At 45.1% G+C, this 25,174-nt stretch carries 21 protein-coding genes; 15 read left to right on the top strand and 6 right to left on the bottom strand.

The genetic code is table 11. From position 1 onward, the window contains the following. Positions 1–88 precede the first annotated feature (88 nt). Positions 89–397 (bottom strand): hypothetical protein, encoded by a 309-nt coding sequence (locus MHH60_RS12265; RefSeq protein ID WP_445667983.1) that lies wholly within the window; start codon positions 395–397, stop codon positions 89–91. A gap of 275 nt (positions 398–672) precedes the next feature. Here MHH60_RS12265 and MHH60_RS12260 point away from each other — a divergent pair, with 275 nt between their 5' ends. Next, positions 673–1,857, top strand: a complete 1,185-nt coding sequence (locus tag MHH60_RS12260) for a polysaccharide deacetylase family protein (protein WP_081388956.1) — start codon at positions 673–675, stop codon at positions 1,855–1,857. A gap of 140 nt (positions 1,858–1,997) precedes the next feature. Beyond that, complete coding sequence (locus MHH60_RS12255) at positions 1,998–3,014, top strand: AI-2E family transporter (protein WP_076101160.1); 1,017 nt, start codon at positions 1,998–2,000, stop codon at positions 3,012–3,014. 105 nt (positions 3,015–3,119) lie between these two features. Here the strand turns inward: MHH60_RS12255 and MHH60_RS12250 are convergent, their stop codons facing one another. Continuing rightward, the gene (locus tag MHH60_RS12250) at positions 3,120–3,506 is read right to left on the bottom strand and encodes a hypothetical protein (protein ID WP_038568262.1); all 387 of its coding nucleotides are present in this window, start codon (positions 3,504–3,506) and stop codon (positions 3,120–3,122) included. A gap of 256 nt (positions 3,507–3,762) precedes the next feature. Between MHH60_RS12250 and MHH60_RS12245 the strand changes: the two genes are divergently transcribed. From MHH60_RS12245 to MHH60_RS12220, 6 genes are all read left to right on the top strand, one after another. Further along, positions 3,763–9,660: an S-layer homology domain-containing protein gene (locus tag MHH60_RS12245; protein ID WP_179088893.1), complete on the top strand. Its 5,898-nt coding sequence runs from the start codon at positions 3,763–3,765 to the stop codon at positions 9,658–9,660. A 580-nt stretch (positions 9,661–10,240) separates the two neighbouring features. Continuing rightward, positions 10,241–10,780: a MarR family winged helix-turn-helix transcriptional regulator gene (locus MHH60_RS12240; protein WP_076134774.1), complete on the top strand. Its 540-nt coding sequence runs from the start codon at positions 10,241–10,243 to the stop codon at positions 10,778–10,780. A 25-nt stretch (positions 10,781–10,805) separates the two neighbouring features. Continuing rightward, the gene (locus MHH60_RS12235; RefSeq protein WP_076134775.1) at positions 10,806–12,260 is read left to right on the top strand and encodes an aryl-sulfate sulfotransferase; all 1,455 of its coding nucleotides are present in this window, start codon (positions 10,806–10,808) and stop codon (positions 12,258–12,260) included. Between the two features lie 22 nt (positions 12,261–12,282). After that, positions 12,283–13,323 (top strand): ABC transporter substrate-binding protein, encoded by a 1,041-nt coding sequence (locus tag MHH60_RS12230; protein ID WP_076134776.1) that lies wholly within the window; start codon positions 12,283–12,285, stop codon positions 13,321–13,323. A 12-nt stretch (positions 13,324–13,335) separates the two neighbouring features. Continuing rightward, positions 13,336–14,112: an ABC transporter ATP-binding protein gene (locus tag MHH60_RS12225; RefSeq protein ID WP_076134777.1), complete on the top strand. Its 777-nt coding sequence runs from the start codon at positions 13,336–13,338 to the stop codon at positions 14,110–14,112. Positions 14,113–14,127: 15 nt separating this feature from the next. Next, positions 14,128–14,907, top strand: coding sequence for an ABC transporter permease (locus MHH60_RS12220; RefSeq protein WP_036687327.1), 780 nt, complete (start codon positions 14,128–14,130; stop codon positions 14,905–14,907). 45 nt (positions 14,908–14,952) lie between these two features. On the opposite strand, the gene MHH60_RS12215 is transcribed toward MHH60_RS12220, so the two are convergent. Beyond that, entirely contained in the window at positions 14,953–15,720 is a 768-nt protein-coding gene (locus MHH60_RS12215; protein WP_076134778.1) for a hypothetical protein, read from the bottom strand. A gap of 280 nt (positions 15,721–16,000) precedes the next feature. Between MHH60_RS12215 and MHH60_RS12210 the strand changes: the two genes are divergently transcribed. The 7 genes from MHH60_RS12210 (at position 16,001) to MHH60_RS12180 (ending at position 21,602) form a co-directional block, all read left to right on the top strand. Then, positions 16,001–17,113 (top strand): ABC transporter substrate-binding protein, encoded by a 1,113-nt coding sequence (locus MHH60_RS12210; protein WP_076134779.1) that lies wholly within the window; start codon positions 16,001–16,003, stop codon positions 17,111–17,113. 91 nt (positions 17,114–17,204) lie between these two features. Then, positions 17,205–18,125: an ABC transporter permease gene (locus MHH60_RS12205; protein ID WP_076134780.1), complete on the top strand. Its 921-nt coding sequence runs from the start codon at positions 17,205–17,207 to the stop codon at positions 18,123–18,125. After that, positions 18,122–18,925: an ABC transporter permease gene (locus MHH60_RS12200; protein ID WP_076134781.1), complete on the top strand. Its 804-nt coding sequence runs from the start codon at positions 18,122–18,124 to the stop codon at positions 18,923–18,925. Before MHH60_RS12205 ends, MHH60_RS12200 begins: the two co-directional genes overlap by 4 nt. Next, positions 18,922–19,965 (top strand): ABC transporter ATP-binding protein, encoded by a 1,044-nt coding sequence (locus MHH60_RS12195; protein WP_076134782.1) that lies wholly within the window; start codon positions 18,922–18,924, stop codon positions 19,963–19,965. Before MHH60_RS12200 ends, MHH60_RS12195 begins: the two co-directional genes overlap by 4 nt. Before the next feature lie 4 nt (positions 19,966–19,969). Then, positions 19,970–20,845 (top strand): alkaline phosphatase family protein, encoded by an 876-nt coding sequence (locus tag MHH60_RS12190; RefSeq protein ID WP_081388959.1) that lies wholly within the window; start codon positions 19,970–19,972, stop codon positions 20,843–20,845. Positions 20,846–20,937: 92 nt separating this feature from the next. Further along, positions 20,938–21,255: a hypothetical protein gene (locus MHH60_RS12185; protein WP_036687337.1), complete on the top strand. Its 318-nt coding sequence runs from the start codon at positions 20,938–20,940 to the stop codon at positions 21,253–21,255. Positions 21,256–21,365: 110 nt separating this feature from the next. Further along, on the top strand, positions 21,366–21,602 hold the full coding sequence (locus tag MHH60_RS12180; RefSeq protein WP_036687339.1) for a DUF6953 family protein: 237 nt from the start codon (positions 21,366–21,368) through the stop codon (positions 21,600–21,602). A gap of 104 nt (positions 21,603–21,706) precedes the next feature. On the opposite strand, the gene MHH60_RS12175 is transcribed toward MHH60_RS12180, so the two are convergent. From MHH60_RS12175 to MHH60_RS12165, 3 genes are read right to left on the bottom strand one after another with little or no spacing between them, the layout of a single operon-like run. Further along, positions 21,707–22,786, bottom strand: a complete 1,080-nt coding sequence (locus MHH60_RS12175) for a mannose-1-phosphate guanylyltransferase (RefSeq protein WP_076134783.1) — start codon at positions 22,784–22,786, stop codon at positions 21,707–21,709. After that, entirely contained in the window at positions 22,779–23,885 is a 1,107-nt protein-coding gene (locus tag MHH60_RS12170; protein ID WP_076134784.1) for a glycosyltransferase, read from the bottom strand. Before MHH60_RS12170 ends, MHH60_RS12175 begins: the two co-directional genes overlap by 8 nt. Further along, complete coding sequence (locus MHH60_RS12165; RefSeq protein WP_076134785.1) at positions 23,885–25,066, bottom strand: glycosyltransferase family 4 protein; 1,182 nt, start codon at positions 25,064–25,066, stop codon at positions 23,885–23,887. Before MHH60_RS12165 ends, MHH60_RS12170 begins: the two co-directional genes overlap by 1 nt. Between the last annotated feature and the right edge of the window lie 108 nt (positions 25,067–25,174).

Here is a 25,174-nt window from a genome sequence, read left to right as displayed (position 1 = left end):
TAGCTACAGTAAAAAATGATTGTTGCGGGGAAGGACTCCCTGTGCACAATCGTTTTTTTTGTTATATTTCTCGCTTAAATGCTTATCTTTAATATACGCTTACCGCTGGGTAAACTACCTCATAGTGTGTAGCCTCAATCCAGCTTCCTGCCTTAAAATCTCTACCCCGGACAAGCACTTTATCGCTATACACTTCTACATAGAAGCCTTGATGCTCCAGCCAATCAAGCTGTTCAGAAGAAAGATCACAGAATTTGGGCAATCCTTGTTCTGTCTCTAGAAAAATAAAATGATAGCCATTGATCCAGTGATCATCATAGGGTCCGGACATTCCGGTCTGTGACGTATATGCCTGAAGGATCTGGAGAAGCTGGAGCATGCCGTTCAATATTATCATTGGCTGCAGCAGTTCGTGGACGAGCTTGGGGAAGAGAGTTACTTCGCAGATAAGGGAAGGTCTTAGACCGTCTACAATCACATATAGATGTACATAATTGTATATAGATCTCCATTTTTGCGGGGTGTTCCTTAAGCCGGTTCGGCTTGAGGTTCGCCCTCTTTTTTATGATAAAGAAACAAAAATAAGAAGAAAATGTAACCAATAGCAGGTGGAACTTCCATAAAATATATAGTTACATAGGGACAAGAAATGTTGTTAAGGAGATTCTGAGATTGAAAACGAAAAAGTATATGCTGCTTGTTATCATAGTTCTACTGCTAAGCCTTGCTGCTATTTTGAATACACAACGTGAACCTTCAACAATTACTATTAACGTAAATGGTCAAATGATAAAGACGATAGCTTCCAACCCAGCCTCACCTGATGATCTTATGATCCCGAAGGCAGTAGCTGAACAGGCACTAAATACACAAATCGGCTGGCAGAAATCCGGACCTCTTCCAAAAGGCATTTACTACAGAGATCAGGTGGCTGTGCTGATGTATCATCATCTTTCCGAGAAGCCTATGCCACAGTTTCCTTGGGTGTTATCGGTTGATCGGTTTGACGATCAAATGAATCTGCTGAAGCAGGAAGGTTTTCATGTGATCACCATGGCGGAATACCGCGAATTTATGCTGAATAACGGCGCAGTTCCGGACAATGCAGTGCTGCTTACCTTTGATGATGGATATGAAAGTTTTTATGAATTGGCGTTCCCCGTTTTGCAAAAATACGGATATACAGCCGTCAATTTTGTTATCGTATCTACAATTGATCACCCAGATCCGAATAGCGTGCCGAAGCTCACTTGGGAGCAAATGCGGGAAATGAAGCATGCTGGGATGGGATTTTATAGTCATACCTATGATTTGCACCATTATGGGATTGTGGATGCCGAGGGCGGGCAGCGGCCAGCTGCAAGTGCCTTGTTATATGTTGATGATGAGAACAGGAATGAGATGAATGTTGAATACTACAGCAGAGTTACACGTGATCTGGCCAAGGCGGAACAAAGGCTGAAAGAAGAATTGGGCAATACGGATTCGGCAATTGCTTTTCCTTATGGGTCCTACAATGACAGATTGCTGGCTGTTTGTGATTCGCTGGGGATTTCACTGACCTTCAAAATTGAGGATGGGATTAACACCAGAGCGGATCGGAATGCCGCACGAATTAACGGGGGAAGTGAGACACTTACCGCTGCGTTGACGCTTGATCAGATGAAGCATATCGATTTGCCCATGGAATTGACCTTGAACAACCAAAAGGTGAATATGGTAAGGAATTCTCCTGAAATGAGGAAGGGGACCTTGATGGTTCCGTTTCATCAATTATGCAAAGATCTGCATATAGATATGAAATATGATCCGAAACGCCGAATCGTTGAATTGACTCATATGGATGCAGGAGCATGAAAAGTGTCACTTTTATTGAGGATGAGATTACAAAAAGTGAGTAATTTCGTCATTTTAGGCGAATCACTAGTTGCTATAAGTGAATTCCTTACTGTAGACTATAAACAGAGTACTAATTGGTAGGCGAATGGAGAGAACTGATGGAATTGTTTAAGCGTTATTACGCAAATTTAACGGTCCGGCGTTTTTTGATTTTAGGATTGGTTGCTCTGCTGCTATTCAGCATTAGAGATATGCTTAATTTGGTACTGTTGACGTTTTTGATTGCGTATGTAATGAATAGCTTTCAAGTGCTGCTCACGAAGCGCATTAACAAATATGTAGCAGTTAACAGCAAAGTGATTATTGTTATTCTATACCTTGCCTTAATCGCTGTAGTTGTCATAACCCTCGTTAATTATCTGCCTAAGGTTTTTATACAGATTAAACAGTTAACGAATTTTTTGACCAATTTGACCCCTGAGAACATCCCGCAGAATGATATAGTGCAGTATATATTCGCCCAGCTTAAGGATTTGAACTATCAGTCGTACATGAAAGACGGTATTGAATATGTCTTGAAAATAAGCAATTGGGGCACCAGCTTTGTTTTATCAACCATTTTGAGCTTTGTATTTATACTTGAGAAGAACAGGATCGTTAGTTTCACTTCCCGCCTTAAAGAGAGCAAAATCTCTTGGTTCTATGTAGAGCTTGAGTATTTTGGCAGAAAATTCATCTCTTCTTTCGGAAAAGTGATCGAAGCACAAATTCTGATCGCGTTGTTTAATACATGCTTTACGGTGATCGGACTCTGGATTTTAGGTTTTCCTTACCTTTTCGCATTATCCATTATGATCTTCTTGCTTAGTTTAATTCCGGTTGTAGGTTTTGTTATCTCGCTAATCCCACTTTGTATTATTGGTTACAATATTGGTGGCCTAGTCATGACGATATACGTACTGGCAATGATTGCCGTACTGCATTTTGTAGAAGGCTACTTCCTAAATCCTAAACTGATGTCATCCAAAATGAATTTGCCTATGTTCTATACATTTATTGTGTTGTTATTCTCTGAGCATTATCTCGGGGTATGGGGACTGATTCTGGGGATTCCGATCTTTGTATTCTTCCTTGATATTCTGGAGATTAACAGAGAGAACAAGATAGGGACTTAGCGATTCTGTTATAAAATAAGTATTAAATATACAAAAAACGGCTAAATGGAAGATCCATTTAGCCGTTTTTTTTGTGTATGTTACAGCGTCGCTGTATGTATTCCCTTAACCGAAGGAAGTATGGACACTATCTGAAACGATGTCCCTCAGCTCCGCTTTATATGCCGCATACTGCTCGGTTGTTATGCTTCCAGCGGCTAGCCGTGAATCCAATTGATCCGTTAGCTGGGCAACCTGTAGATCGATTACAGCTTCAATATCTTGGCCTTGTTCTGATGCAATATCTTGAAGTGACTTACCGTCATATATGGCCTCGTATAGATCCTCATCCGTTGGCTGGTTAAGTACCTCCAATAATTCGTCTTGATCCGCGACCTCTGCGGTGGACCATTTTACAGGCGAACTTGCATTAGCGGTAAGACTAGTCCAAGCATTTCCGAAAGACATCACTACGACTACGGTTCCGACTATGATCACTCTTTTTATATCCATTAGAGTCCTCTTTTCTTGTTCTGCAATAACTTATCCTGCTTAAGCATCCGTCTAAAGTATCGTTTAAAATGGGTTCTAACTAGTTATATTGTAACCCGCGAAGCTGAACTGAAGCTTAAGCAATATTAAAAATAACCTAAAGATTTAACACGGCTATGATATAGCGATAATACACCGCAGGTATACTTTCCAGATGAGCTTCATTGCATATTTATGCATTGAATCACAATCAAACAAATGGGGAGTGTTCGGAGTTTTGAGAATAACAGCAAAAGCTAAACGTTTATTTTCCAGCATAATTGCCAGCAGTCTGATGTTGGGAATCATGGCTCCAGCAGGATATGCCGAAGAGCAGCAGCTGGAGACGGAGCAGACATCTTCCGAATTAGAGGCGCATTTTGATGAACAGGTTGAGCTCGACACGCTTTTAAGTCAAACGACTGTAATGGCAGATGTGTACGCGGTACCTAATAATCCAGGAGCGCTACTGATTACAGAAGTTGTTCCGGATACTAAAAATGTAAAAGGGACAGATGGAACCTCTGTAGATGGTTACGAGTTTGTTGAGGTCTACAATAATACGGACAAGCCGGTTAATTTTAAGGATTATTATTTCTTTTATAATGACAAAGATACATGGGCACCTAATGGTGATGCTGTAATACCAGCGCATGGAAATATTGTTTTCTGGATTATGAACGGCAATAATCTGAATGTTCCTGCGGAGGATTTCATCAAAAACTTTACTCCTTCTGCAGCTTTGCAGGAAGGAGTGAATCTGTTCCGGATCAACGGTGGCGGGGGGATGGCTAACACTTCTGCGCGTAATTTACAAATTAAAAGCAAAGCAGGAGATACGCTAATTGTTTCTGCTTCCTATGGAAAAGAACAGGTGAAGGAGAATAACGGGATCTTCTATCAATATTTGCAAGCAGATAGCTCCGTTATGAACCTCATGGCGAATTCGGGAATGGTTGTGGCTACGCCTGGAACCGTAGAGGCAGAACAAGTGCCTGAGCTAGTTCCTGGGAACAAGCAGCCAGTGATTGAACATACTGCACAGAGTAGTGTCGATCCAGCCGATCTCCCTATCAGTGCGAAGATTACTAATTTGGAAAGCGGGGCAGATGGATCACTACCCGTAGTGAAGCTACAGTATGGTTCTCCTTCTCAGGCGAAAGATACGGTAATCACTATGACCTCAAAAGGTGGGGATGAATATGCGGCAATGATTCCTGCGGCTGCGCTGGAAGAGCCGGAGCTGCGTTACAGCATCCGCGTTAATAATGTGACAGAGAGTTATTCTGTTCATGTGAACCTGCCGGCGTTCGATTCGAACAATGTGCCGCCGTTGTTAATCACAGAGCTGCTGCCGAATTCGACGAATGTAAAGGGAACAAGCAGCGACGCTTTTGAATTCATCGAGGTCTATAACAATACTGATGCACCAATTAACTTCAAGGACTACAAGGTCTATTATCGTTATCCCGATAAAGGTAACGCTTCTGATGTGAAGTGGCCTTCGACACCAGAGAACTTTCTGATTCCTGCACAGCAGTCCGTGGTGTTCTGGGTTATTAATAGTGCCAATAGTACGTACACTGCTAATGATTTCAATACAGAATTCAACACAAACTTAATTGAAGGCACCAATCTCTTTTTGATCAAAAGCGATGGTATGGCGAACTCTGGCCGCCGGGCAGTCGTAATCAAAAGTAACACGGAAAAGGAAATTTCCTCCGCGTATTATGATGCTGACCTCACCTACGATGGTGGAGCTAAAGGCGATGACACCAAAGAGAATAAAGCCCTTCTATATAAGTATCCAGTGAATGGGCTGAGTAAAATGCTCAAGATCAGTACGGGATCTGCCGTTCCGTCACCAGGCCAGACGGATGTAACACAACTTCCAAACACACCGATCCATGTGGAGCCGGATACAGAGAAACCAACAGTAGAAGATCTGACGGGCGTAACGGAGATTGATCAGTCGCTGGGTCTCGATTTGAAGGCTTTTGCTGATGACAATAAAGCTGTTACTTCTGTGGAAGTTAGAGTGTCTTCGGACAAGCAGCCGGAGGCTGTTAGCCACAATCTATCCCAAGACTTCAACGATAGCTTGTATCACTATAAATTGACCTCTGCGGATTTGATTGGCAGAAATGAAATCCAGTATTACTTTGTCGTTTCTGATGGAACGAATGAAACACAATCTCCAGTAATGAAAGTAAAAGTTACAGGAGGACAGGATCAATCACCCCTTCGTTTGAATGTGAAGGAGGGGCAGTTGATCAATGGCTCCGTGACCGTAAAGGGAACCTCTGCTACTGCTAAGGCTGATGCCTTAGACTTGAGCATTGACAGTAAGTTACTGGGCAATAACGAGGCATATAATGCACTTGAGAATGATGCCTACTTTGTATTTGAAGCTAAAAATGTGGACTATTATTTTAAAAATGCCATCACAATGGGACCGGAAGAACTAGGAGATGCCAGTATTCTGTATACCTTTATGGACCCGATTACTACGTATACTACATTGACTTTTCCTATTTCTTCTGCCGCTTTACAAAAGGGTACGGATAATATGATTTACATTCGGGCGGGCTCTAAATCATCTCCATTTGATCCTCGTCCTGAGGAGAATAAGGATGATTTTGAAGTGAAAAATGTTCGTCTCCTGCTGGCAGATGGGACCGAAATTTGGGATCCGGCTTATGCAGAACGTGATAAGGAAATCAAGATGGGGGACAGCGCAGGTAAGCATGAATCCCTCGGCTTCCAGTTTGATCTAAAAGCGGATTTGTTCCGTTCAAAGGCGTACAACTGGAATACTAAAGAAGCAACTGACGGAGAACATAAAGTAACGCTTACCGAAGGTGGAACGAAAGTATCATCAAACGTAATTGTCGACAACACGCCGCCATCCATCAAAGCATCCATAGAAGAAGGACAAACTTACCGTGGCAATTTTGAAATTACTGCTGAAGTTAAGGATACTTATGCGGGTGTAGATAAGGTCAGCGTGAAGCTGGATGGTAATGTTATTGAACTGCCCTATGCTACTTCATCCGGGAAGTTATCGGCTGGGGATCATACGCTTTCTATCACAGCCTTAGATAAGATCGGCAATCAGGCAGAAAAGGTAATTACATTCCATGTGCCGAATGAGAATCCATTTGCGCCACTGCTTATTTCTCCTACAAACTGGGAGACCGCTGTAGGTACTAATCCGACTTTAAAGGTTAAGGTTGAAGATCCTAATCAGGATAAGATAAACGTTACCTTCTTTAGAGGATTTAAGTACGATGCTAACCATCCGGAGCATGGCTTTGCTGGGTTTATAAATGCATCCGATACAGAACCGCCGAAACAATCCGTACCTGCGGGCGAACAAGCGCTTAGCAGTGATGACTACAGTAAAATAAGTGCGGTGGACGGAAAATATTTAATTAATGATGCTGTCGATCAATTCCCTTATCAGCGTTATGAAATTAAGCTGGATGAGTCGGTTAAGGCATCAGATCGTGTAGATATTGAATGGAAAGGGAATTCGTTGCCGGGACGTAAAGTAAGTCTCTACGCATGGAGTCCAGCTCAACAAAAATGGGTACAGCTGGATCATTTAATCGCTGGAACAGAGGATTTTGAGCTGAAATCCACGGTTACAGCTGGAGAATATGCTAATGGAAATAGCATTGCCGTAATAGTTCAGGACGAAATTGCTTCTGTGGCTAAGACAGCACCAACAGTAACACAAGATACGTATGACTTTTCTTTTGTATGGATGTCTGATACACAATATTATTCACAGAGCTACCCTTACATTTACCGTAAAAATGTAGAATGGATAGCTGACAACAAAGAGAGCTTGAACCTGAAATATGTTATTCATACAGGTGATATCGTCGATAAATCCTATCAGGAGTATGAGTGGAAGGAAGCTGACCGGGACATGAAGGTTCTGGAGGAAGCTAACATTCCTTATGGTGTACTTGCAGGTAATCATGACGTAGGCCATCAAACCGGGGATTACACGAAATTCTGGGAGTATTTTGGAGAGTGGAGATTCAAAAATATGCCGACCTTCGGTGGCTCTTATGACAACAACAGGGGCCATTACGATTTAGTGTCTGCGAACGGAACTGATTTTGTTATTGTATACATGGGCTGGGGATTGGCTGAGGAAGAAATCGAATGGATGAATGAGATTGTTGCCCGTTATCCAGAGCGTAAAGCGATTCTTTGTCTCCATGAATATTTGCTGGTTTCTAATAACCGGGCACCTATTGCGGATAAGATTTTTGAGATGGTTGTGAAACCTAACAAAAACGTAATCGCAGCACTGTCCGGCCATTATCATGATGCTGAGCTTAAGGTAGACGAGCTGGATGATAACGGTGACGGTATTCCAGACCGCAGTGTCTATCAAATGCTGGCAGATTATCAAGGTGCTGAAGAAGGAGGCCTTGGCTATATCCGTCTGCTTCAGTTCGATGTTGCTAATAACAAACTTCGCGTGAAGACTTATTCGCCTTATTTGGATGATTATAACTACTATGATGAAGACGAATATCCAGGCAAAGATGAGTTCGTTCTGGATCTGGATTTACAGCCTGTGACTAAACGTGTGGCTACCGACTATATCGGAGTCAAGGTTTACAGCGATCAGGAAATTGCGGCCAATCCACAAGTAGAGAGTGGTGCGGAGACTCAGGTCTCTTGGAGTAAGCTGAATCCGGATAGCTACTACCAATGGTATACAAAGGTTGAGGATGATCACTCCGGTAGTGTGCTTTCAGATATCTGGGGCTTTTACACTGGAAAAGAGGATGTGACGCCGACGCCAGAGGTGACACCAACACCAACACCGACACCAGAGGTAACGCCGACACCAGAGGTATCGCCATCGCCAGAAGTGACGCCGACACCAGCACCGGAGGTGACAACGGCACCTCCAGTAGTTTCACCAGTGCCAACAGTGACTCCAACGCCTACAGCCACACCTGGAACGGGAAAAGGAAACATTGAACTGGCATTAGGAAGTAATGGGATGTATACAGCTGATCCGTCAGCCTTGAAGAAACTGATAGAGGAAGCTGCTACAGGGGGAAGCCTAAAGATTAGTGCAGGCGGAGCAACCTCGGCTCAAGATCAGATTAGAATTGCTCTTGATGCAGCCGCCGTTCAACAGGCTGTCGATAAGAAGCTGAATTTGAATATTGTTTCATCTAACGTTTCTTTGAGCGTACCATCAACCTCCTTACCGGCCATCCCGGCAGGCAGTGATATGCTGTTACTAAGCATTGATACGAGTATGATATCTATACAGGCCAATGACGCTGGAATGAGTTCATCCAGAGCTAACGTTACGTTGAACCTCACTACATCAGCAGGAGGCAAAGAAACGGCTATCCACCAGCTTAAAGGTGCTGTTACGATTACCTTGACGCTGACTAAGGAACAGCTTGCTAAGCTCGATACAGATTTTGCGGGTGTCTATTATGTAAATGGCAGCACGTTGGAATACTTGGGTGGAGTGTTTAAGGATAATACCGTTACCTTCACAACAAATCACTTTTCCTCCTTTGCGGTGCTGGAATACCATAAGCAATTTAGGGATACTGCTGGTCACTGGGCAGAGTCGTATATTTCCAAGCTGACGGCTAAGCATGTGATTAAAGGGATCGACGATACGCATTATGGACCGCTAGCGAATGTAACCCGTGCAGACTTTGTTACACTGGCCGTTCGTTCTCTCGGATTGGATGAAGCAAATGGGGCTATCGTACAGAGTGCTTTTGCAGATGTATCTAAAGATGCTTATTATGCACAGTCGATAGACAAAGCTGTCCAGCTTGGATTGATCCAAGGCAGTGATGGCAAGTTCCGACCTAAAGATGCGATTACCCGTGAGGAGGCGGCAGTTGTCCTGCAGAAACTGATGCAGTATAAAGCAGGATTGCAAGCTTCCGTTGCTGCTGCTGCAAGCTTTAAGGATATGAATAGTGTATCTGAGTGGGCGAAGCAAGCGGTAATTGATTTGCAAGCTAAGGGAATCCTTGACGGTAAGGGCGACAATAACTTTGACCCTCGTGGCAAAGTGACCCGTGCTGAAATCGCAAAACTGTTATATGGAATAATTAAATTATAAGATAGGTTGGCAAACGCAGGCAGAGGTGACTCTGACCTGCTTTTTGTCTTTTTTACGTGTGGTCTCCTTTTTCTTCTATGTAAAAAGGAAATTTCCACTATTCATATGATTTTTCATATATAATATTTTTGAATTAATTTTTAATTTTCAGAATCTTTCAAAATAAAAAGGTAGAGTGCAAGGAGTGCAAGTGAAACTAGATATCTCCAATCTGCCAATTCAGGAATCGGGTAAAATATATTTACGAGTTAGAGCGTTATTTACCGGCCGTATCATCTTTTATGCAGGTTTATGATGAAGACAGCCATGTGCTTGTGCTGGAAAGTGGTCTATAAGCTTGCAAGTTGGCGGGTACCTTTGAGGGTGCTCTTTTTTTTGAATATATAAAATACTTACTTGACAGGTAGGAATAAAGGGGTATATGATATCACCAATACTTAAACAGTAATTAAATGAACAGTGAAATAATTCAACTGAGCTGATTGGACCACCAAAGGCTCCCGTACTTTTCCCTTGTCAGGGGTAGGTGCTGGGAGTCTTTTTTATGGGCTGATTGGGAGAAAGCAGAGGTAAGTAAGCCATGAACGAACAATATTGGAGACAGCTGGAGGAGACGGATTGGGCATTTCGCAAGGCGGTTCGCAGATTCGTGAAAGAGCGGGATAAGGTCACCGTAGCAGGCATCTCCTTACCAGGCATGCTGATTCTGCACAAAATCATTCGCGATGGTGAACAAAGGCTAGGAGACTTAGCGGATGAACTAGACTTCACCTCAGGTGCGATTACCGCATTGAGCGATAAGCTTGAGGCGGGTGGATATACCGTACGCAGACGTAAAGAAGGTGACCGTAGAACGGTAATGCTGGATATTACGGATAAAGGCCGCAAGCTGGCGGAGCAGAACAGCAACATCGGAGAACGATGTATTTCGCTTTTGTTTGAGGGGTTTACGGAGGAGGAATTGGCGCAGCAAAATGACTTTTATCAGCGGATCATTAGCAATCTGGAAGGATTCTCGGATATCCTGCTGAAGCTCGCCAAGGAGAATGCAGAGACCTCTCCAACCCTTGAACAGAAGCCACGCACAACCACCAAAAAAAGTAATTATCTTAGCTACTAAAAATTGAAAATAGGAGAGATGAACGATGGGACATTCAACCATTTATCCAACTGGAGCAACCGTATATAACCCTAACAAAGCCTGGAGTGGCTATACCGTATTTCAAGCTGGTGAAGAAGGTGTTGTACTGATTGATATGAACGGTAAAGAGGTGCATTTGTGGAAGGGGCTGCTTGGATTTCCGGCTAAAATCTTTCCGGGTGGTTATGTGCTGGGCAGCACAGGAAGAAGAGATCCTAAATTCGGAATACAGGATAATGTAGATCTGGTACAGGTGGACTGGGATGGGAACATCATGTGGAAATATAACAGCTATGAACATATAGAAGATCCGGGTTATGAACCCCTCTGGTATGCCCGCCAGCATCATGACTATCAGCGCGAAGGCAATCCGGTCGGATATTTTGCACCGGGGCTTGAACCCAAGGTAGACAGTGGAAAAACGCTAATTCTTGCTCATAAAAACATCTACAATCCTCAAATCTCCGACAAACAATTGCTTGATGACACGATCCTTGAGGTGGACTGGGAGGGGAATATCGTCTGGGAGTGGGCTCCAAATGAACATTTTGATGAGCTGGGCTTTGATGAAGCGGCCAAAAATGTACTATTTCGTGATCCTAACTCACGCTCTTTCGGAAATCTAGGTGGTGGTGTTGGAGACTGGCTGCATATCAATTCGGCTTCTTATGTAGGACCCAATAAGTTTTACGATGCAGCGGATGAGCGTTTCCATCCGGATAACGTGATCTGGGATGCGCGTGAAGCAAATATTATTGCGATCACGGATAAGCGTACCGGAGCCATCGTTTGGAGAATCGGTCCGGATTACTCGCTGCCAGAAGTGAAGCATATCGACTGGATCATTGGCCAGCATCATGCGCACATCATTCCGAAAGGTTTGCCGGGAGAAGGTAACTTACTTGTATTCGATAACGGGGGCTGGGGCGGTTATGGTCTTCCAAATCCATCTTCTCCTTTTGGGCAAAAAAATGCACTCCGCGACCACTCGCGAATTCTGGAGATTAATCCCGTGACCCTTGAGATTGAGTGGCAATATACAGCGGCAGAAGCAGGTTTCTCTGTCCCAACCGATTCTTATAAATTCTACAGTCCATATATCAGCTCAGCTCAACGGCTTCCGAATGGCAACACCTTAATTACAGAAGGTTCTAACGGCAGACTCTTTGAGGTTACGCCAGAACATGAACTGGTATGGGAATATATTTCGCCATTTACGGACTCCAGAAATACCAACATGGTCTATCGTTCCTACCGTGTGCCTTATGCATGGGTACCACAGCTGGAAACGCCAGTTGAACAAGCGATTGAGCCAATAGACGTAACGCAGTTCAGAGTCCCGGGGTCTGCACCTAAAGGATCGGATTCTGTGGTAAGTGTGGCGACAACCCTGCCATTTGTTGAAGGAGCTGCTTGTGTGGCGACGACGGATGAAGGCAGCAGCCGCAAGGTAAATTAACAAATTTGAGGAGATGTGTCGGTTGAAAAAATCATGGATCAGCTCAAGCTTTCTGCTCTTATCTTTATCAGTGGTTATCCTTTTATCGGGCTGCAGCTCCAAGGGCGACGCGGCTGCCTCTAATGCCGCTAAAGAGGGAGCGGCGAACAGCAAAGATGAGACATTAAAGATAAAAATTGCTGACATCAATACGAATCCCACTTTTCGGGTGGCACTAGATAACGGCATCTTTGCCAAACACGGGATTGACGCTGAACTGGTCAACTTTGGTTCCCCTGCGGAAGGTGTAAATGCCCTTTTTATTAAACAGGTGGATGTGGCTTTCGGGGCAGACTTCCCCTTGCTGAACGCAGTGGCGAAGGGCGATTATGCTATTATCGCCTCGGCGGGATTAGCGACTGATGAAGCGTCTACTGAATGGAAATTGTTCGTACAGGACGATATTCAGAAGGCTGAAGACTTGAAAGGAAAGAAGCTGAGTTTCATACGCGGCACCTTCATTCCGTACCTTTGGGATGAATATTTGAAAGAGCATAATGCTGCTCTCAGTGATGTGGAGTTAATAGGACAGGGTGCATTTGATGAAGCTTATATCGCTTTGAAGCAAGGTGCTGTGGATGGAGCATGGTTTTATGGTTCGGTTCTGAATGATAAGCTCTATGCGCTTAAAGGTGTTCATGAACTGACAGATATGTCTAAAACCACGGTTCGCTTGGGGATGGGGATTGTAACGGGAAATGATTTTGCGACTAAGAATCCGCAAGGTATAGCGAATTTCCTAGCAGCGGTGGATGAAGCCGGAGCCTATGCTCAGGCTCACCCAGATGAGGTTGCTGATCTGATGTATAAGGAAGTGAAGCAGCCTAAGGAATCAACGATAAAGGATCTGCCGAATAATCCGTGGGCACTAGGATTTACTCAAGCAGCGTATGACAGTTTGACCAAGCAAAAGAAATATATGGTCGACAACGGAATCATTGAGAAGGATTTTGATCTGGATAGCAAACTGAATCTCGAGCCGCTGGCGAAGGCATTGCCAGAAGAGGTTACGTACAAGAAATAGGGGGAGTTCAGAATGTCATTACCTGCTAAGCAGCATACCATTCATATTGAGCAGCTCCGTAAAAGCTACAGTGAACCGACTGCTGGGGACGTTCACTACATTATAAAAGATGTAGATCTCGTAATTAAAGGTGGGGAATTCTTCGTTCTGCTCGGGCCGAGTGGTTGCGGGAAATCAACACTGCTGAATATGATCGCCGGGTTTGTCTCCAAATCCGGCGGGCATCTACGGGTGGATAATGTAGAGGTGAATAAGCCCGGCAGAGATCGGGCGGTTGTGTTCCAGCAGGCGGATTCCTCCTTATTCCCTTGGTTAACCGTCCGTCAGAATGTGGAGTTCGGATTGCGGATGAAGAAAATCGCAAAGGCGGAACGGCATACAATATCGGATAGGTTCATCGGGCTTGTTGGGCTGAACGGGCATGAGGAGAAGTTCCCGAAGGAGCTGTCTGGGGGTATGAAGCAGCGTGTTCAGCTGGCTCGGGTGCTGGCAAATGATCCAGCGATTCTGCTGATGGATGAGCCATTTGGCGCACTGGATGCGATGACGCGCCGAACGATGCAGAAGGAACTGGTCAATATTTGGCGCCAGACACATAAGACGGTGATTTTTGTAACTCATGATATTCAGGAGGCGTTATTGCTGGGAGAACGAATTGGCATTATGTCAGTAGGACCGTCCTCTAATATTACGGATATTTATGACAATACACTGCCGTATCCGCGGGACGTAACCTCACCGGAATTCTACTCGTTATACAATCAAATTCAAGGTCATTTCGAAGAATAGGATAGGGTGAGACAGATGAGGAAATGGGTGGAGAAGAAGTGGGTTTCCGTAACCCTTCTATGGATTACCGCGCTCTGCGTCTGGCAGCTTGGAGCTGTAATCTATGGCCCCGATGTGATTCCCGGACCATGGAGTACACTTAAGGGCGGACGGGAGCTGCTGGAAGACGGAACCTTGCTGCAATATATAGGGATTAGCTTTTACCGGGTGCTCATTGGTTGGGTACTCGGCAGTTTACTGGCGATTCCCGTAGGACTAATCATTGGGAAGGTGAACTTGATCCGTATTTTTGCGGAGCCTTTCCTGAACTTTATCCGCTTTATCCCGCCGATTGCATTCATTACTTTGTTCCTAGTATGGTTTGGTATTGGGGAGCAGTCGAAGATTGCGTTAATTATGTACGCCACCTTTTTTATCGTGGTGCTGAATACTTTAACCGGTGTGATGTCCGTGGAAGAGGACAAAATCCGCTCAGCCCGCAGTATGGGCGCCAGTGAGTGGCAAATTCTGATTCATGTGGTTGTTCCGGCGACGATCCCTTATATTTTTACGGGTATCCGGTTAGCGATGGGCACCTCATATATGGCGATTATTGGGGCGGAAATGATTGCTTCGAACGAAGGTGTAGGTTATCTGATCTGGAATTCCCGGTTGTTTTTCCGTACGGATTGGATCTTTGTCGGGTTGTTCTGCCTTGGCTTTATGGGCTTCTTTACAGATCGGCTTTTTGGCTGGTTCGGTAAGAAGGTGCTTTACAGATACGGTGTTGTCAGTGTGGCAGCGCGTAGACGGTAGTTATATTCATACATGTAAAACTGCCTGGAAATGTCGGGCAGTTTTTTACTTGGACTGAAGTTTATACGAATATTTTTTGTCATTGTAATTAAATTGGATGGAATCCGGTGATGAGGGATTAAGAGAATAATCATTTATTTTTTCTTTGTTGCCAGTCAGAAGATTATAAATATAAACTTCGTAACTATAGCTACCATCTGCATTTCCAGGAAGTATGGAAACCGATAGATAAAGTTCTTCTTTTTCATCAACTGCATAACTATAAAATTTACCTCCAGATGAATGGAATTGAGCAATTTCTTTATTAGATGTTGGATCGTCTACTTTCATCACCCAAGCTTGTTCTCGTATCGGCTGAGCGCCATCAGTGAAAATGGAAAAGGTATGATAGAGGATATAATCATCTAATCCAAAAACGCCGCTAACCACCAGAACAGCATCGCCATCATTTAAGGGTAACGTTAATAGCTTCTTGGACTTTTCTACAGCTAGTGATTTTTCATTAGGAGAACTTAAATAGAAAGTGAATGGCTCTGTTGGAAAATAAAATGGATTTTCTTCTGTTCCAGGGGCAATGTTCATTTTTGGGGCTGGCAACCATACGATACCGGCAGAGGTTTTGACAGCGTAGTTGTATTGTTCTGTGTTCTGATCACGTAATGGGAGGGTGTAAAGATCACTATTTATTTGAATGATTTTATTACTTGTATCTGGCGTGTTATTTTTAGGAGGAGTAGCTGCATTGTTGCAAGCTGAGATAAGCAAAGTACATAGAAATAAACCTGTTACCATCTGAATTTTTGTAAACGGCATTTTTCAAGCTCCTCTGAGGGTCATTTCTTATTATGAATAAATACTACTATACATCAGTAAAGTTCTATTTTAGTGTAATTAATGTAATTATTTTCATAAAAAGAATTCTGAGGGAAACGGCGGTCATCTAAAAAAGACGACAGGTCGTTTCTTTTTATTTACAAATATTCCTATTCTCCTTAATGCCGCGAAAATAGTACACGCCTATACTGCAATTGGGTGCCTAACAGTTGGAGCATAAAGAAGCCCGCAAATAAGAAATAGGAGTGAAGGGGAAATCATGAAAAAAGGGATCAAAAATCAATTATCGATGGGTCTAATGTTATCCTTGCTCGTCCTGTTGCTTGCTGCTTGTGGAAATTCGGCTAAGGCTGAAGAAACAACGAATGGAAAGGCTGGCACCAAAGAATTAAGTCTGACTGAGATCGAGAGTAAAGCTAAAGAAGAGGGCAGTATCGTCAGTGTGGGGATGCCGGATTCCTGGGCGAACTGGAAAGATACATGGAGTGATATGAACAGTAAGTATGGTCTTACACATTCGGATACCGATATGTCGAGCGCGGAGGAAATTGCCAAGTTTGATGCGGAAAAAGACAAACCAACGGCCGACATCGGAGATGTGGGGATTGCGTTTGGCTCGGTTGCCGTTGATAAAGGGGTAACCCAGCCTTATAAAACATCCTACTGGGATGAAATCCCCGATTGGGCTAAGGATAAGGACGGGAATTGGATCGTCGGCTATCAAGGCACCATTTCTTTTCTGACTAACACTAAGCTCGTGTCGAATCCGCCGAAGAGCTGGGAAGATCTGAAGAACGGTAACTACAAAATCATCGTTGGTGATGTAACCAAGGCTGCTCAAGCGCAGATGGCTGTATTGGCCGCAGCAATTGCCTTTGGTGGCGACGAGTCGAACATTGAACCGGGGATTGCTTTTTTCGAGGATTTAGCTAAAAAAGGACGTCTCTCCAATGCAGAAGCTTCCCTTGCCAACATCGAAAAAGGGGAAGTAGAAGTTACCCTGCTGTGGGATTTCAACGCTTTGAACTATAGAGACCAGATCAACAAAGATGGCTTCGCGGTAGCTATTCCACAGGAAGGCAGTGTCGTGAGCGGGTATGCCACGATCATCAACAAATATGCGCCGCATCCTAATGCGGCGAAGCTTACACGCCAATATATCCTTAGCGATGAAGGACAGATTAATCTTGCCAAAGGTTACGCTCGTCCGATCCGTGACAGTGTAACGTTGCCGGAAGATGTTGCAGCTAAGCTGCTGCCAAAAGAAGAATATGTCAACGCTAAGCCTGTTGGTGATTACAAGGTATGGGAAGAGACGGCAAAAACCATTCCTCAATTGTGGCAGGAACGTGTGCTTGTACATTTGAATTAGTATTCATTTCTCCCCAAAAAAGAAGCAGGGCGCCTTCGTCATGATGCCGTAAGGCGCCTTTGTTCTATTCCCGCGACAAGGAGCGAGTAAGATGAAACAAAGAAGCCGCGGTGTGATTCTGGCACTTATTCCATTTGCACTAATGGTGTTAGCCTTTCAACTGGTACCTATACTATCCATGCTGACGGGAAGCTTTCGCACAGCGGACGGAACGGGATTTACGTTAGGCAATTATCTGCATGCGTTGCAAAGTGCCTATTACATGCAGGCGATTAAGAACAGTCTGCTAATCTCCATAACCTCAAGTCTGATAGGGATCATTGTCGGACTTTTTTGTGCTTATTGCATTACCCGGTTTACCCCGAGAGTACGCGATAGACTTCTGATGCTGTCGAATATGACCTCTAACTTCGCAGGTGTTCCGCTGGCTTTTGCTTATATCATTTTGCTCGGAAATAATGGGGTGTTTACACTCTTATTTAAACAGTGGGGCTGGAGTGTTTTTGCCGATTTTGATCTATATAGCTGGTCAGGTCTAATCCTGGTGTATGTATACTTTCAGGTTCCGTTAGCCTTACTGCTTTTGTACCCGTCCTTTTACGGAATTCGTGAGCAGTGGAGAGAGGCAGCGTCCTTACTGGGGGCTGGGCCTTGGCAGTTCTGGAAGACGATTGGCCTGCCTATTTTAACTCCAGCGATTTTTGGCACACTTGGAATTCTTTTTGCTAATGCAATGGGGGCTTATGCCACGGCTTACGCATTGGTTGGCGGAAATTACAATCTGTTGGCGGTACGTATCGGTTCACTGGTTGCCGGAGATGTGGTTACACAGCCACAAATGGGGAGTACGCTTGCTGTTCTGCTTGGTCTGACTACGATTTTGGCGGTTTATCTGAACCATTTAATGGTGCGGCGTGCGGAGAGGTTCGGAACGAAAGCAGTCAGTAAACCGGATGTTAAAATCAAAGCTTCCCGGCGTTTATGGACAGCTCGTGAGGAGGTAGGGCAATGAATATACGTAAAGCAGGCTTCGCTCCACGCACCTTCATGCTGCTGCTCATGGTGTATTTGCTGCTTCCTCTTTTGGCAACGGGCATTTATGCTTTTGCACAAGATTGGCAGAATACCTTGCTGCCCCGAGCTTGGACCTTGAATTGGTTTGAGGAAATGTTTGAGGATATTCGCTTTCTGGAGGCGCTTTGGACCTCGCTTTATTTATGCCTGATCAGCGTGATGCTGAGTCTGGTCGTGATGCTGCCAGCTGTTTTTGTTATCACCCTCTATTTTCCGCGCTGGGAGAGCTTTATGAAAGGTATTGTTGTTTTGCCTTATGCGGTGCCTGGTGTTGTGGCTGCGGTAGGTCTTATTCGTACCTATTCCTCTGGTCCTTTTGATATCGCTGGAACAGCGTATTTATTGGTGGGCGCATATTTTGTGGTCATCCTTCCCTATATGTATCAGGGCATTCGCAATAGTCTGTTAACGGTTAATGCCGTAGAACTGCTGCATGCTGCGGAGCTGCTTGGTGCCCGCCGAAGAACGGCCTTTGTGAATGTGATTTTGCCTAATATATGGCCTGGGGTTATCGTCTCTACACTGTTATCATTTTCAGTTCTATTCGGCGAATTTGTCCTTACGAACATGTTAGTTGGCGGACATATTCAGACGATTCAGGTATATCTATATCAAAGGGTTGGTGAAAGTGGACATTTAGCCAGCGCGATTGCGATCTCTTATTTTATGTTTATTCTAATTCTTTCGATGGTACTAATGAAGCTCGGCAAAAAGATGGGAGGGGGCGTTAAGGGATGAATGATTATCTGAAGCTGCAGGGTGTGCTCAAAATGTTCGGTGATACCTGCGTGCTAGACAATGTCGATTTGGAGATCCGTGAAGGTGAGCTTGTGACACTGCTAGGCCCTTCCGGTTGTGGAAAAAGCACATTGCTACGCTGTATAGCTGGTCTTTCAGAGCTGGATGGCGGCAGAATTCTTTTGGAAAATAAAGATCTGGGAAGTTTGCCGCCCCGTAAACGCGAGGTGGGAATGGTGTTTCAGTCTTATGCGCTATTCCCTAATCTGACAGTGAGTCAAAATATCGAGTATGGTATGAAAATGCGGGGGTTATCCAAATCAGCCCGCCATAATCGTTGCGCGGAATTGCTGGCATTGGTCGATCTGGAGGATAAACGGGATGTATATCCGCAGTCCCTCTCCGGTGGACAGCAGCAGCGGGTAGCGCTGGCTCGTTCTTTAGCGGTGCAGCCCAAAGTATTATTACTGGATGAACCTCTAAGCGCACTTGATGCCAAGATACGCAAGAACCTGCGTGCTGAAATTCGTGATATCCAAAAAAGGTTTAACATGACGACACTATTCGTGACGCATGATCAGGAGGAAGCACTGATTCTTTCTGACCGCATCTGTATTATGAACGGTGGCCGGATTGTGCAGGGTGGCACACCTGAGGGGTTGTACTCCGCACCACGAACAGAGTTCGTTGCCCGGTTTATGGGCAGCTACAATGTATTGACCCGATCAGAAGTGATGACGTTGTTCCGGGGGATAGATAGCACGAAGGACCGCTTTGCTATTCGGCCTGAGGCGGTTACGCTGCTGCATGAGAGCGCGGGATTTCATGAGGTTGCTGCCGGAGTGCAACTGGTGAATGGCATCATTAAATCTCTCTCCGTGTTGGGCAATATTATTAGGTGTACGGTAGAGGTGGAAGACATTTGCTTAACGGTTGATCTTTTAAATGACGGACGCTGGCTGAGGCTGGTGGAAGGGGCTAATGTCACCTTGGCTCTGAACCCTTCTGAGCTGCTGCATCTGGAACGAGAGGGAGCGTAATAAGATGACTGAAATGAACAATAAACTTATTGTGGTAGTATTGGACGGACTTCGATATGAGGCCGCACGTGAATACATGGGGTATATGGAGCATCTGGTGGAGCAGGGGAAAATATTATGTCACCGAGTGAAATCGGAACTGCCTAGTCTGTCACGCCCGCTTTATGAAGTGCTCTTGACGGGGACACCTGTGTCCAAAAATGGAATTACGGCTAACCATATTGTGAGACCAAGCCATGAAGAGAGCGTATTCCATCTGGCAGTGGCCGCTAATTTGCGCACAGCTGCTGTCGCCTATCATTGGGTCAGTGAGCTTTATAATTCGGCCCCTTTTGATCCGCTGGCTGATCGCCATCAGCACAATGTGATGAAGCCCATTCAGCAGGGCAGCTTTTATTTCGAGGATCACTATCCCGACAGTCATGTGTTTGCCGACGCGGTGTATTTACGGAGTGCCTATGATCCGCATTTTTTATACATTCACTCCATGAATATAGATGACGCCGGGCATCGTTATGGCGGCGAGAGTAAAGAATATGAGCTTTCAGTGCGTAATGCCGACGGTCTGCTGGCCACTGTTTTGCCTATTTGGATGGAACAGGGCTATAAGATTATGATTACGGCAGATCATGGAATGAACGCAAATGGGTACCACGGCGGGATAACCCCTTCCGAGCGAGATGTGCCATTATATACGTTTGGGGTAGATGTATTATCTTCGGAAAAAGAGGAAGAAGTGCTGCCACAGCTGCGAATGGCTCCTTTAATGTGCCACTGCTTGGGGCTGAACCCTTCGGCAGCAATGAGTAAGGAGGGCTTGCCTCCACTTGTGCAGAAGCAATCCCATGACAAATTGGAAGAACCTTTGCCGTTGGTATGAAATAAAATAATTAGCACGAGAAAAATCATATACGTGAAAGCTGGGTTTTTGTATAATCATTTGTATATTTTACCCAATTAGGAGGTTGTCTATTGAGCGCTTCTAAAGCTATGAAATGGATTACGGGTTCCTGTGAAATTATTTTGGCAATTCCAATCCTGGGTGCTGCTATTGTTATTGGCACGGGGTATTCCGTTCTGGGGTTGATGTTTATTCTACATGTGATTACATTGATTTTATCTTCAAGAGACCGTGAGTCTATCTATGGTTCAGTGCTAGGAATTATAACCTCTTTATTGGCATGGATTCCTTTTGTGGGCTGGTTCTTGCACTTAATTACTGGGATTCTGTTGATGGTGAGTGGAGGACAGAAGTCCCGTTATCCCTCGAACCATATCTATCCACAATGATGTTAAATGACTTCAATACAGCCCAATTCGGACGTTTGTCCGGTTGGGCTGTATTCATGTTATAATGAGGGCACATTTTAGCAGTAAGCACAGAGAGGAGGCGCATCCATATGGAAATAACCGCACAAGAAGTAGCAGAATGGATGGTGAAGGAGATTCGTTTTACGGGTACCTTGCATCAGACGGCGGCGATTGAATATGTAAAAGAGAATTTTGGAGAACAATTTGTATTTGTGAATGAGAACGGCAATGCCTCACTCTCCAAAGAAGTGAAGAAAGCTTTCCGGAAACTCCACGGCGGGAGAATTGCTTGGGATCGAGACGGGTTCTTGTGGGCTTGGACCTAGGTTTGGCGCTTAAAAAACATTTATAAACTGTTCAACTTATATAATTAGATAAAAAACGGACCATGCATGTACTGCAATGGCCCGTCTTTTTGCATTCCTTTTAGTTAGATATATTCTGTCATTCCCTGTTCCTTTAGAAGCTCCACGATATCTTTGACTGACTGCGCTTTGTCCTTGGGACAGATTAATAGTGCATCCCCAGTATCGGCAATGATGAACCCGTCTACACCAATGGTCGTGATCAATCTGCCATTTCCATAGATGATTGAATTATGGGTATCTATCCCTACATGATTTGCTTTTATAATGTTGCCTGCATCATCCGGAGGGAAGATTGAACCCAGTGCATCCCAGCTGCCGATATCATTCCAGCCAAATTGCCCGGAAAGCACGACAACTTCATCAGAGCGTTCTAAAATGCCGTAATCAATCGAAATATTCTGAAGCGTTGGATAGATGGCATTAATAACTTCCTCTTCCTGATCTGTACCCAAACAATCACTGATGGGCAGCATGGTTTTGTAGAGTCGAGGTAGATAACGTTTGAAATTATCAATAATGACAGAGGTCTGCCAAATAAAAATCCCACTATTCCATAGATAATTACCGGATGCCAGATAACTCTGTGCCTTCTGAAAGTTTGGTTTCTCTACAAATTCATCTACATCATATACAGCCACTGGGCTAGTCGCAATCGGCGTCTTATCAAAGGCAATATAGCCGTAGCCAGTAGATGCGAAAGTAGGCTTGATTCCGATGGTTACTATTTTGTCTGACTCCATGGCAACAGTACAGGCTTCGTCTAGTGTAAGACGGAATTGTTCCTCATCGGTTATATAGTGATCGGAGGGAAGGACGACCATTAAAGAATTGCCATGAGATTTCTCTATAGATAATGCTGCAAAAAGAATGCTAGCGGCTGTATTTCGCGCCACAGGTTCAATTAGAATATTAGCTTTTAGAACGCTGCTGTGCATAATACTCTCCAACAATACTGCTTGGGTACGATTAGTAACGATAACTGTATTCTCCTGAGGAATAATCCCTTTGAAGCGTTCAATCGTATCGTTTAGCATAATGTCGTTGCCACTAATGTTCAGCAGCTGCTTTGGGATTTCTTGTCTGGACAGGGGCCAGAACCGTGTTCCGCCCCCGCCGGCTAGGATCGTAGCATATTTATTCATGATGCATCACCAACCGGGCAATTGTGAAGGATATAATGCTCTCCGAGCCTTGGTTCAGGTTGAGCCCCGCGGCATGGATGCCGTCATAACAAGCACCAGTCTGCGGATCGATCAGAGGGATTCCCAAGGAATTATGCCCTAGATACCAGTTGTAGCATAATTCTGCCTGCGCAAGATAGGCGGGGTCCTCAAGAACAACAGCTGCTTCCCGGCAGGCCAGCAGCATCTCGCAGGCTTCAATGGGCTGTTCATCATAGGGTGCAGCCAGCCCATCGCGCAGCAGCCAGCCATGGCTGCCGATCGGTTTATAGTAACCTTTGCTGGAGAAGGTGGTGGAAGCTAGGAAATCCAGGCTTTCCTTGGCGGTCTCCCGCAGGTCTTTATTCCCGGAGATCAGGAAGGCCCGAAGCAGAGCCCAGGGCAGCATGGAATTGCCATAAGTGATGCTGTCCTCGAACCAATTCCAGCCGTGCCCCTTATAGCGGGTATATTGATTGTGCAGCCGAACCGCAATATTTTCGATCAGACTCTCAATGGTTGCCCTTGGCAGAAAGGTGGCTTCTTCGGTCGTGTTTTCAGTATGCGGGTATGGAAAAGCATAACCTAATGAGCCCGGTGCTTCGGTAAGATAACTTAGGCCGATGATGGCATAGGCTCCGGCCCGAGGTGAGCCCAAGGCCTCCAGATGCGGCAGTGCCTGATTGATCAAATACCGGCAGGTATTCATCAGGTTATCGGGCAGGGAAGCAGCATGTGACAAGGCGAACCCGAGTGCCCACAAGGTACGTCCCTGGCAATCTTCAGAACCTTTATCCTCTATAAAGGAGCGGTTATAATCCATGAAATTGCGAAAATTGCCGTCCGCTGTCTGGGAATGATAGATAAAAGAGATATACGTATGAATGAGATCGAGTGCCACGGCATCCCGGGAATTCTCGTACATTAAGACCGCAGCAATCAAGGCGCGGGCGTTATCATCGGTAGTGTAGCCCTTGGAACGGTCCGGAACCCCAAACTTGGTATGCTGAAAGATTCCTGTATCGTCCGTGATTCTGCGCATATAGCCTGGTTTAGACTGTACTGTGGTGAAGGTTTCCATTAAATCACGCTCCGATCAGCTGAAGCCGAGCTCTGGATATGGCTGTGGAACAAGGCGGCATAGATTTTGGCGATTTCGTTCCAGCGCATAGTGAGCCCGAGCTTCAACGTGCGGTCTTCCATCGTTTGCACCAGAGCAGGGCTGTTCAGCAAGCGCAAAATGCAGGCTTCCAAGGAAGCAGAATCATGAAAATCAGCCAGTAGACCGCGGCCTTCTGCCAGCATTTCCTGGGCGTAGCGGTAAGGGGTCGACACGATGACCCGGCCATAACCGACTCCGTAGGCCAGGGTGCCGCTGACGGCCTGATCCTTACCCAGATAAGGAGTCACATAGATATCTGACATGACCAAGGACTCTATTACTTCTTCTTGGGTCAGCAACTTATCGACGAATTGGACATTGTCCTGCAGGTCAAACATTTCTACCAGGTCCGTTAGTTTCTGGCGGTAAACTTCCCCGGATTCCTGCTTGACGACCGGATGGGTCTTGCCCCAGACAATGTAAAGTGCTTCGGGATGGCGCTTGACCACGCCGCGCATGGCTTCGATGCTGTATTCAATCCCTTTGCCGGGACTGAGGAAGCCGAAGGTGGAGAGGATTTTGCGGTCTGGATAACCGTATTGTGCTTTGAGGCTGGAGCGTGAAGCTGTGCTCACTTGAGGGACACCGTGATGGATGAATGTGATTTTGGAAACTGGGATCTCATAAATAGTAGATAAATCGGTAAGGGTTGATTCCGCCATCGTCACGACCTGCACGCTACGCTCGGCCAGACATCGGATGATCTGATGCTGCTTAGGGGAGGGCTTGGTCAACACTGTGTGAAAAACAACAACATACGGAATGTTTAAACGTTCGACAAAGGGCAGCAGGTATTCACCGCTTTCTCCGCCGTAGATGCCAAATTCATGTTGGATGACCAACAAATCGGTATCAGAATTGTTGAGGAAATCGGCCGTATCTATATAATCTGCGTAATTATGCTGGTCGATCTGCCGTATTACCTGCTGATCGTAAGCGTAGGTTTCATTGTTGTTTATGGCAATAATCCGGGGCGGGTTGAAGCCGGGAAGGTGGATAAGTTCATCTAGCAGATCCTGTGTGAACGTGGCGATACCGCACTCTCGCGGCAGACTGGTTCCCAAGAACACGATGTTGTGATTACGGACTGTATTTTTCATTCAAAGAGCCTCCCTAATGGTCTTGCGATTGGTCTGGATACAAAAAAAGAAAATAAAGAAGACTCTATTTTCTGAATAGGGAAAGGTATTTGGTTTTCTGAAATTAGA

Origin of the sequence: Paenibacillus sp. FSL H7-0716, from assembly GCF_038002705.1 — a bacterium.
In the GTDB taxonomy this organism is placed as follows: Bacteria; Bacillota; Bacilli; order Paenibacillales; family Paenibacillaceae; genus Paenibacillus_AQ; species Paenibacillus_AQ odorifer.
Note: the sequence above shows the minus strand (reverse complement) of the source record. Positions and strands in the feature narration are given on the sequence as shown.

Bases quoted from the DNA above. Each gene is read 5' to 3' on its own strand.
- MHH60_RS12250 (WP_038568262.1), bottom strand. From the start codon at position 3,506: ATGGATATAAAAAGAGTGATCATAGTCGGAACCGTAGTCGTAGTGATG.
- MHH60_RS12165 (WP_076134785.1), bottom strand. From the start codon at position 25,066: ATGAAAAATACAGTCCGTAATCACAACATCGTGTTCTTGGGAACCAGT.
- MHH60_RS12210 (WP_076134779.1), top strand. From the start codon at position 16,001: ATGAAAAAAGGGATCAAAAATCAATTATCGATGGGTCTAATGTTATCC.
- MHH60_RS12200 (WP_076134781.1), top strand. From the start codon at position 18,122: ATGAATATACGTAAAGCAGGCTTCGCTCCACGCACCTTCATGCTGCTG.
- MHH60_RS12170 (WP_076134784.1), bottom strand. From the start codon at position 23,885: ATGGAAACCTTCACCACAGTACAGTCTAAACCAGGCTATATGCGCAGA.
- MHH60_RS12255 (WP_076101160.1), top strand. From the start codon at position 1,998: ATGGAATTGTTTAAGCGTTATTACGCAAATTTAACGGTCCGGCGTTTT.
- MHH60_RS12225 (WP_076134777.1), top strand. From the start codon at position 13,336: ATGTCATTACCTGCTAAGCAGCATACCATTCATATTGAGCAGCTCCGT.
- MHH60_RS12180 (WP_036687339.1), top strand. From the start codon at position 21,366: ATGGAAATAACCGCACAAGAAGTAGCAGAATGGATGGTGAAGGAGATT.
- MHH60_RS12205 (WP_076134780.1), top strand. From the start codon at position 17,205: ATGAAACAAAGAAGCCGCGGTGTGATTCTGGCACTTATTCCATTTGCA.
- MHH60_RS12220 (WP_036687327.1), top strand. From the start codon at position 14,128: ATGAGGAAATGGGTGGAGAAGAAGTGGGTTTCCGTAACCCTTCTATGG.
- MHH60_RS12195 (WP_076134782.1), top strand. From the start codon at position 18,922: ATGAATGATTATCTGAAGCTGCAGGGTGTGCTCAAAATGTTCGGTGAT.
- MHH60_RS12215 (WP_076134778.1), bottom strand. From the start codon at position 15,720: ATGCCGTTTACAAAAATTCAGATGGTAACAGGTTTATTTCTATGTACT.
- MHH60_RS12175 (WP_076134783.1), bottom strand. From the start codon at position 22,786: ATGAATAAATATGCTACGATCCTAGCCGGCGGGGGCGGAACACGGTTC.
- MHH60_RS12190 (WP_081388959.1), top strand. From the start codon at position 19,970: ATGACTGAAATGAACAATAAACTTATTGTGGTAGTATTGGACGGACTT.
- MHH60_RS12235 (WP_076134775.1), top strand. From the start codon at position 10,806: ATGGGACATTCAACCATTTATCCAACTGGAGCAACCGTATATAACCCT.
- MHH60_RS12265 (WP_445667983.1), bottom strand. From the start codon at position 397: ATGATAATATTGAACGGCATGCTCCAGCTTCTCCAGATCCTTCAGGCA.
- MHH60_RS12240 (WP_076134774.1), top strand. From the start codon at position 10,241: ATGAACGAACAATATTGGAGACAGCTGGAGGAGACGGATTGGGCATTT.